The sequence below is a fragment of the Cyanobium sp. BA5m-21 genome (assembly GCF_024346235.1).
Taxonomy (GTDB): domain Bacteria; phylum Cyanobacteriota; class Cyanobacteriia; order PCC-6307; family Cyanobiaceae; genus Cyanobium_A; species Cyanobium_A usitatum.
Window position 1 is genome coordinate 1 of record NZ_JAGQCO010000069.1, and the last position, 7,745, is coordinate 7,745.

A 7,745-nucleotide genomic window follows, 5' to 3' on the forward strand; every position below is an offset into this window, starting at 1 on the left:
TCCTGCAGCAGGTGGGTTTGGAGGTGCCGGCGGGCGTGGCCAACGGGGAGTTGAGCGGCATCAGCTGTGACTCGCGCCGCATCGGGCGGGGCACTTTGTTTGTGGGGCTGCCTGGCAGCCAGGTGGATGGGGGCTGCTTCTGGCCCCAGGCACTGCAGGCCGGTGCGGTAGCTGCGGTGATTAGCGAGGCCGCGGCGGCCCTGCAGCCGCCTGGCCCAGGCGATGCGGTGCTGGTAGCGCCTGAGCCGTTGACCCGCTGGGCCGGAGAGCTGGCTGCTGCCTTCTGGTCCCAGCCCAGTCGCAGGCTGGCCCTGATTGGGGTCACCGGCACCAACGGCAAAACCACCACCACCTATTTGATTGAGCATCTGGCGGTTTCGTCAGGCAGGCCTTCGGCCCTGTTTGGCACCTTGGTAAACCGCTGGCCAGGCCACAGCGTGACGGCCCAGCACACCACGGCCTTCGCCGATCTGCTCCAGGCCCAGCTGGCCCAGGCCGTTGAAGCCGGTGCCCATATCGCTGCCATGGAGGTGAGCTCCCATGCCCTTGATCAGCAGCGGGTGGCTGGCTGCCACTTCTCCGGCGCCGTGTTTACCAACCTCACCCAGGATCACCTCGACTATCACCCCTCGATGCAGGCCTATTTCGAGGCCAAGGCGCGGTTGTTTGCGGAGCCGCTGCTGGCGGGTGGGGCGGTGGTGAATGGCGACGACCCCTGGGGCGCCCAGCTGGTGAGCCGTCTAGGTAAAGCCTGCTGGCGCAGCTCCCTGGAAGACCCCAGCGCCGAGCTGTTCATCCGCGATTTGCAGCTGGGTGCAGGCGGCGTGCGCGGGGTGCTGCAGACGCCGGCGGGGGAGGGGGCATTCCACTCGCCTTTGGTGGGACGCTTCAACCTGATGAACCTGCTGCAGGCGGTTGGTGCCCTGGTCCAGCAGGGCGTCCCCCTGCCCCAGTTGCTGGAGGGGCTGGCCAACTTCCGCGGCGTGCCTGGTCGCATGGAGCGTGTGGTGGTGGGCGACGGCGGCGGCGATCCAGCCGTGCTGGTGGATTACGCCCACACCCCCGATGGCCTGGCCAACGCCCTGGCTGCTTGCCGCCCCTTCACTGGGGGGCGTCTGATCTGCGTGTTTGGCTGTGGCGGCGACCGCGACCGCAGCAAGCGGCCCCAGATGGGAGCGATCGCCGCCCAGCTCGCTGACCAGCTCTATGTGACCTCCGACAACCCCCGCACCGAGGATGCCCAGCAAATCCTGGCCGATGTGACTGCCGGCATTGCCCCTGGAGCCTCCATGCAGGTGGAGGCCGACCGGGCGGTGGCGATCGCAGCCGCCATTGCCGCGGCAGCACCTGGGGATTTGGTGCTGATCGCTGGCAAGGGCCATGAGGACTACCAGATCCTCGGCACCACCAAGGTTCACTTCGACGACCGGGAAGAGGCGGAGAAAGCCCTGCGCCTCAGGCGGGTCACTTAGGGGCTCCGGAATGTATCGACATGTACCCAGTGGCTTGTTTGTGCAAGTTTCTCTGGGTACGTTCCTCTTGTTGTATCAAACACCTTTGTGACAACCTCTGTTCCGATGGGCAAGAAGCTTCTTGCCGAAGGTTTCGGTACTTTTTGGCTGGTGTTGGGAGGCTGCGGCAGTGCCGCAATCGCCGCTAATTTCCCGTATCTCACTGGAGCTGATATTGCCCCCGGCAATCCCTTTGGTCTGGGCTTTCTGGGCGTGTCGCTGGCCTTTGGTCTCACGGTGGTGACCATGGCCTATGCAATTGGCCACATCTCTGGTTGTCACCTCAATCCGGCGGTGAGCTTCGGCCTTTGGGCTAGCGGCCGCATGAAGGGATCGGAGCTGCTGCCTTACATCGTGGCTCAGGTGATCGGCGGCGTGCTGGCCGGAGGCTTTATCAAGCTTGTGGTGGCTGGTGGCCCTGCTTTTGATTTGGTGATGGCTGGTAGTAATCCGCTGGCTACAAATGGCTGGGGCACCCATTCACCAGGTGGCTATGGCTTTTGGGCAGCTTTGATCGTGGAGCTAGTGCTCACCTTCTTCTTCCTATTGGTGATTATTGGTGCCACTGATCGCCTGGCGCCCTCTGGCTTTGCTGGCCTTGCTATTGGCCTCACCCTGGCCCTGATTCACATGATCAGCATCCCGGTGACCAACACATCGGTTAATCCTGCCCGTAGCACTGCAGTGGCTGTTTGGGCCGGAGTGGAAGCGATGGGTCAGCTCTGGCTGTTCTGGGTAGCACCGATTGTGGGAGCCCTGCTGGCTGGCTGGGTGTACCGCAATGTGTTCAGCGACCAGGCTTCCTGATCGCAATTAGATCTAGGCAAGCTGGATCTACTGAGGGGGGCGAAAGCCCCTTTTTTTGTTTGAAGTTGGCAGCGACTCAGAACGCTTGCAAAGCTGCAAGCAGCTGGTCAATCTCGGCTTCGGTGCTGGTGATGTGGGTGCAGGCCCGCAGGCAGTGGGGATCGTCGAGGCTGCGCAGCCAGATGCCTTGCTCGCCCAGGCGCTTCACCACCCTTTCCGGATCTTCGCCCCTGAGCTCAAAGCTCACCAGCCCCGCTGGTGGCGGCACCTCCAACAGGGTGCGGGCCCGAGGGTTGGCCTGCAGTCCTTGCCAGAGATAGCCGCTGCGCTGCTGAATCAGGGCCAGGCGCTCTTCGGCAGTGCCTTCCGCCTCCAGCAGGTGCAGGGATTGCTCAAGCCCAGCGCAAAGGGGTACGCAGGAGGTGGCCACTTCAAAGCGGCGGCTGTCGGTGTGAAATTCGCTCTGGCCGCTGGCTTCGTGGCTAAGGCTGCGCCAGCCGATCAGGGTTGGTCTGGCCTCTCGCACCACCCGCTCCGATAGGGCTACTGCTCCCAGTCCCTCGGGGCCACAGCACCATTTGTGGCCGGTGCAGCCGTAGATGTCGGCGGCCGCGGCTGCAGTTGCGATCGGAATGGCCCCAAGGGATTGGGCCCCGTCCACCAGCAGCCAGGGATGCTTGGGGTGTGAGCTGAGCTGGCCTGCTACCGCTGCAATCGGCATCACCTGGCCCGTATTCCAGAGCAGGTGTGAAAGCACAACCAATCGGGTGGCGGGGCTGAGCTGGCGATCCAATCGCTGCAGCACCTGCTTGTTTGTGTCATCGGCAGTGCCGCGTAGATCCGCCACCGGCAAGGTGGTGAGCACAAGCCCTTGGCGGTGGGCTAGTTCGCGGCAGGCGGCCACCACCCCCGGGTGCTCGCAGTCGCTGATCAGGAGTTCGTCGCCTGCCTGCCATGGCAGGCCCCAGAGCGGCAGTACGCAGCCACTGGTTACGTTTTCGCTGAAGGCCAACCGGTGCGCTGGCACGCCAAACCAGCCAGCCAGGTGCTGACGCAGCTGGCTGGTGGTCTGTTCCACAAAAGGCCATACCGCGCCGGTAAACGGACCCAGCTCCTGGATGCTGCGCCATGCGGCCGTGATGGCCTCGAGGGATGAGCTCGGCAAGGGCCCCTGGCCGCCGTAGTTGAAGTAGGTCTTGTTGGCCAGGGCGGGTAGCTGGGCGCGGAAATTAGTTGGCATCAGGAGCGTTTATTTGCTCGGATCCTGGCATTGCATTGACGACCGGTCGATTGATCCGTGAGGATCCAGTTAGTTCAATCTACTAATTGTTGGCAATGCCAATTCCAGATCTGTCAGCGCTCGTGGTCTCCACGATTGTTCCCTTTGTTTTGAAGTTGGTTGGGGCAGTAGCCCTCTGGATCGCTGGTGGCTGGCTGATTCAGCTGGCAATGCGCATTATGCGCAAAAGTTTGCGCAGTAGCAGCCTCGATGTGACGGTTGTTGGCTATCTGATCAACATCCTCGCTGCGGTCTTGCGAGTGATCTTGGTGGTAGCGATACTCGGCTTCTTTGGTATTCAGACAGCCAGCTTTGCTGCCCTGCTTGCGGGTGCCGGCGTAGCCATCGGGGCGGCCTGGAGTGGCATGCTCGGCAACTTTGCAGCTGGGGTTTTTCTACAGATTTTCCGTCCCTTCAGTGTTGGCGACTTCATCACGGCTGCTGGAATCACCGGCACAGTGGAGGAAATCGGCATGTTTGTTACCTCGTTGCTGGCCCCAGACAACGTGCGCAACATCGTGCCCAATGGCAAGTTGTTTGGTGACACCATCCAGAACTATTCGGTCCATGGTTATCGTCGCGTTGAGCTAGTAGCCCAGCTCGATAATTCCGCCGATGTAGCCCGAGCCATTGCCCTGCTCAAAGAGGGCATTAAGCAGGTGCCTAATCAGTTTGCTGGCATGGAAGCAGACGTCGAGGTGCTCGAGTTTAGTGAGCGTGGTCCACGGCTGGCGGTGCGTCCTTACACCCACACCAGCAACTATTGGCAGGTGTATTTCGACACCAATCGCATGATCATCGACGTGCTTGGTGCCAATGGCTTCCCCGTGCCCAGAATTCCGCTGGCGATGGGCGCTAACTAGAGCACCTGGCCAACCATTACGGCGGCGATTGCTGAAAAAAGCGTGATGCCCAAGGCGGTGAGTGGGTTCTGGCCCTGAGCCACCGCCACGGTGGTCACGATTCCTGCTCCAAGGCAGGCCACCGCCAGTTGGCTAAGAACTTCAGGGCGGCTGTTCGGGGTGGGGCTCACGGATGCTCGGGCGGCTTGGGCCAGAACGTAGAGGTGATTTCCTTTTGATTCCTGGCCTGGCGCCGAGCTTGTTACCAGACGTCGGAGTTCGTTACGCCGCGACATCAACGCCAGCTTTCCCTAACCGCGGGAAGCGGGCCGGGCCCGGCCGCCGCTGGCCCAGGCCTGCAGCGCCTCCAGTTGCTCCCGGGCGGTGCGCGAAAGGGGCACCACCTGGCTAGCAGCAGCGATGAGGTCGGCTTCGCCGAATTCCCGCTGCTCGGCGAAGGCCAGGTGCATGGCCTCGATCACGGTCTGCTCCAGTTCGGCGCCTGAGAATCCCGCAGTTCGATCTACCAGCACTTCCAGGGTGATGATGTGCTTTGGCCGGCGGCGACGCAGCTGCAGATCGAGAATGGAGCGGCGCTCGTCAGCGCTGGGCAGATCCAGCAGGAAAATCTCGTCGAAGCGCCCCTTGCGTAGCAATTCGCCTGGCAGCTTGTCGACGCCATTGGCAGTGGCCACCACAAACACGGCGCTGGTTTTCTCCGACATCCAGGTGAGCACCGTGCCCAGCACCCGCTGGCTGGTGCCGCCGTCACTGCGGGAATCGCCCCCAAAGCCTTTGTCGATCTCATCGATCCAGAGCACGCAGGGCGCCATCGCCTCCGCCCGCTGGATCATGTCGCGGGTGCGGGCCTCTGAAGCCCCCACCAAACCGGCAAAAAGCCGGCCCACATCCAGGCGCAGCAAGGGCATGCTCCAGCTGTGGGCGATTGCTTTGGCGGTGAGCGATTTGCCGGTGCCCTGGGGCCCCACCAGCAGCACGCCCCGGGGTAGGGGCAGGCCGTAGCGCATCGCTTCTTCGCTGAAGGCCATGTGGCGCTGCTCCAGCCAGTGCTTGAGTGCTTCGTGGCCTCCGATATCAGCGGGGCTGGCTTCGCTTGGGCAGTACTCCAGCAACTCGCTCTTGGCGATCGCCTGACGTTTCTCCTCCAGCACCTCGGCTAAATCAGCCTCCCCGAGTTGGCCGCGCCGCGCCAGGGCTCGGGCAGCTAGCTGGCGCACCCGCTGCTCGCTGAGGCCGTGGCAGGCGGCGGTGAGCTGCTCGCACACGGCCGTTGCCATCGGATAGCCACTGGCGCCAGCAATCGTGCTGAGCAGTTGACGGATTTCTTCGGCATCAGGCAGGGGTAGGTCCAGCAGGGTGATGCTGTCTTCCAGTTCCCGGGGAATGGCCCAGTCGGGGGCGGTGATCACCAGGGTGCGGGGTGCCTGGCGCAGGCTCGAGGCCAGGTTGCGCAGCCGGCGGCAGACGCCGGCGTCTTCGCAGTAGCGGTGAAAATCGCGCAGCACCAGCAGGGCCCCCTGCTCGGGCGGCAGGGTGTCGAGACAGGCCAGGGCCGCCATCGGGTTGCGGGTGGCCTCGCCGCTGCGGTTTGGGGCACCGCACAAGCCATCAATGAAGTCCCAGCGCAGCAGGGTGCGGCCGCCCAGTCGTTGGGCGGCTTGTTCCAGCAGGCCATCAACCCGTTCCTCCTCAAGGCTGCGGATCCACAGAATCGGCGTGCGGGCCCGGATTAGTAGATCGAGTTGGTCGGCCCAGCTGTCGGTCACGGAGGGAGGCTCAGGGGTTTAGGCCCTGCAGGGCGCTCCAGCGGGAATCGATGCCGGCGCCGTCGCTGCTCCAGGTGGCCGGACCGGGGCAGTCCTTGCCGCAGTTGTTAACGATGGGTAGCAGCAGGTTTAGTTGCTCAAATACCCAGTGTTCTGGATCGAAATTGCCCCTGGGATCTAGCTGCTCCATCAGGCCGCTGTCGTCAGCCTCGCCCTCCATTGCCATCGAGTCGGATGGGATTGGGGCGGGTTCGCCGATCCAAAGCAATTCTTGGTTGCTGGCGCGCAGGGGATGGTTGAAGTGCTGGAGGCAGCGGTCGCAGCAGAGGGTGACGATCGTTTCTGCTTTGCCTACCACCTCCAGCACGTTGCCTCGATGGTTGGCGTGTAGTTGGCCTCGCACCGGTGTGAGGCTGGCTAGACCCTCGATGGTTTGGTCTATTTGCCAATGGCGCCCAGCTTCCAGGTGCCGCAGATCAGAAAGGGGAACCGGCCGAAGCCTCTCCCCGACAATCTGATCAGAGTGCTCTGGCTGGGGTGAACTGGACACGGGTCACTTCTTGCCCTTGGGTTCGAATGGCAGGCGACCGCCACTGGCTGACACAGTCACGGGTTGCTGCGCCATTTGCTGGTCAAGGATCGCCTGCAGGTTGTCGGGCAAGGCTTCGCGGCTGAGCAGGAAGGTCTGGAGGGCCTGGAAGATGTTGGCCACCACCATGTAGAGCAGCACCCCAGCCGGCAGGGGGAAGAACAGGAACATGCCGGTGATCATCACCGGGGTGATCTTGTTGGCGGTGGACTGCTGAGGATTGGCGGGCATGCCCATGCCAGAAAGGATCTGGGAGGCAAACAGGCTGGCGCCGAAACCTGCCACCAAGATGGCAATGTCCCAGTTCACGGCGCCATCGGTCATAAAGCCCACCTGGCCGAGAGCCTTGATGAACAGGAAGCCGCTGCGAGCTGCCAGGCCGGGGATCTTGGCCTCAACTGTGGCGTCGCCGGTGCCTAGGGCAGTGATCGTGCCATCAGCTGCCACGCTGACGACGCCTTCTCCTTTGGTCACGCTCCAGGCGGGCGTGTAGGCGTCGCCATGGTCGATGCCCTGCAGCACCGAAGCAAAGCTCGAGCCGTCTTTGGTGTGCAGCTTCACCTGGGCCGAATCACCCACTCCCAGCTTGGTGCCGCCTTCGAGGCTGGCGATCACCGGCACGTGGGTGGTTTCGGTAACGAAGATCGAGTGGCTTGGGCTGTTGAAGGGTTTGGGTTCGACTGCGGCGATTTGCTCAGCAGGCAGCACCTTTAGGTTGAGGGTGTAAGGCACATCCGCGAAAGGTGAGCCCCGCAGGGTGGCGAACAGGGCAAACAGGATCGGCATCTGCACCAGCAGGGGTAGGCAGCCAGCTAAGGGGCTGCCGAACTCCTTCATCAACCCGCCCAGCTCCTCCTGCTGCTTCTGGGGGTTGTTGGCGTATTTGGCCTTGATCTCGGCCTGCCGCTTCTGCATGGCGGGCTGGGCGAT

The 7,745-nt window shown here is 63.0% G+C and carries 8 protein-coding genes; 3 read left to right on the forward strand and 5 right to left on the reverse strand.

What is annotated here, in order from left to right; translation table 11 throughout:
- Nucleotides 1-2: 2 nt before the first annotated feature.
- Both KBY72_RS13355 and aqpZ read left to right on the forward strand, forming a co-directional pair.
- Nucleotides 3-1,472, forward strand: a complete 1,470-nt coding sequence (locus KBY72_RS13355; RefSeq protein WP_254993784.1) for a UDP-N-acetylmuramoyl-L-alanyl-D-glutamate--2,6-diaminopimelate ligase — start codon at nucleotides 3-5, stop codon at nucleotides 1,470-1,472.
- 105 nt (nucleotides 1,473-1,577) lie between these two features.
- Nucleotides 1,578-2,318 (forward strand): aquaporin Z, encoded by a 741-nt coding sequence (aqpZ, locus tag KBY72_RS13360; RefSeq protein WP_193486053.1) that lies wholly within the window; start codon nucleotides 1,578-1,580, stop codon nucleotides 2,316-2,318.
- A gap of 76 nt (nucleotides 2,319-2,394) precedes the next feature.
- Here the strand turns inward: aqpZ and KBY72_RS13365 are convergent, their stop codons facing one another.
- Nucleotides 2,395-3,558, reverse strand: coding sequence for an aminotransferase class V-fold PLP-dependent enzyme (locus KBY72_RS13365; RefSeq protein ID WP_254960878.1), 1,164 nt, complete (start codon nucleotides 3,556-3,558; stop codon nucleotides 2,395-2,397).
- A gap of 95 nt (nucleotides 3,559-3,653) precedes the next feature.
- Here KBY72_RS13365 and KBY72_RS13370 point away from each other — a divergent pair, with 95 nt between their 5' ends.
- Nucleotides 3,654-4,460 carry a mechanosensitive ion channel family protein gene (locus KBY72_RS13370; RefSeq protein ID WP_254993785.1) on the forward strand — a complete coding sequence of 269 codons (807 nt, stop codon included), beginning with the start codon at nucleotides 3,654-3,656 and terminating at the stop codon, nucleotides 4,458-4,460.
- Here KBY72_RS13370 and KBY72_RS13375 read toward each other — a convergent pair.
- The 4 genes from KBY72_RS13375 to yidC form a co-directional block, all read right to left on the reverse strand.
- Nucleotides 4,457-4,630, reverse strand: a complete 174-nt coding sequence (locus KBY72_RS13375; RefSeq protein ID WP_254960875.1) for a hypothetical protein — start codon at nucleotides 4,628-4,630, stop codon at nucleotides 4,457-4,459. The genes KBY72_RS13370 and KBY72_RS13375 overlap by 4 nt on opposite strands.
- Before the next feature lie 120 nt (nucleotides 4,631-4,750).
- On the reverse strand, nucleotides 4,751-6,226 hold the full coding sequence (locus KBY72_RS13380; RefSeq protein WP_254960874.1) for an AAA family ATPase: 1,476 nt from the start codon (nucleotides 6,224-6,226) through the stop codon (nucleotides 4,751-4,753).
- Nucleotides 6,227-6,236: 10 nt separating this feature from the next.
- The gene (locus KBY72_RS13385; RefSeq protein WP_254960873.1) at nucleotides 6,237-6,776 is read right to left on the reverse strand and encodes a YceD family protein; all 540 of its coding nucleotides are present in this window, start codon (nucleotides 6,774-6,776) and stop codon (nucleotides 6,237-6,239) included.
- Between the two features lie 3 nt (nucleotides 6,777-6,779).
- On the reverse strand, nucleotides 6,780-7,745 hold a 966-nt coding region (gene yidC / locus KBY72_RS13390), incomplete at its 5' end, for a membrane protein insertase YidC (protein WP_254993786.1).

Excerpts from the sequence above, each read along its gene's own strand:
- KBY72_RS13365 (WP_254960878.1), bottom strand. The coding sequence starts at position 3,558 with ATGCCAACTAATTTCCGCGCCCAGCTACCCGCCCTGGCCAACAAGACC.
- KBY72_RS13370 (WP_254993785.1), top strand. The coding sequence starts at position 3,654 with ATGCCAATTCCAGATCTGTCAGCGCTCGTGGTCTCCACGATTGTTCCC.
- aqpZ (WP_193486053.1), top strand. The coding sequence starts at position 1,578 with ATGGGCAAGAAGCTTCTTGCCGAAGGTTTCGGTACTTTTTGGCTGGTG.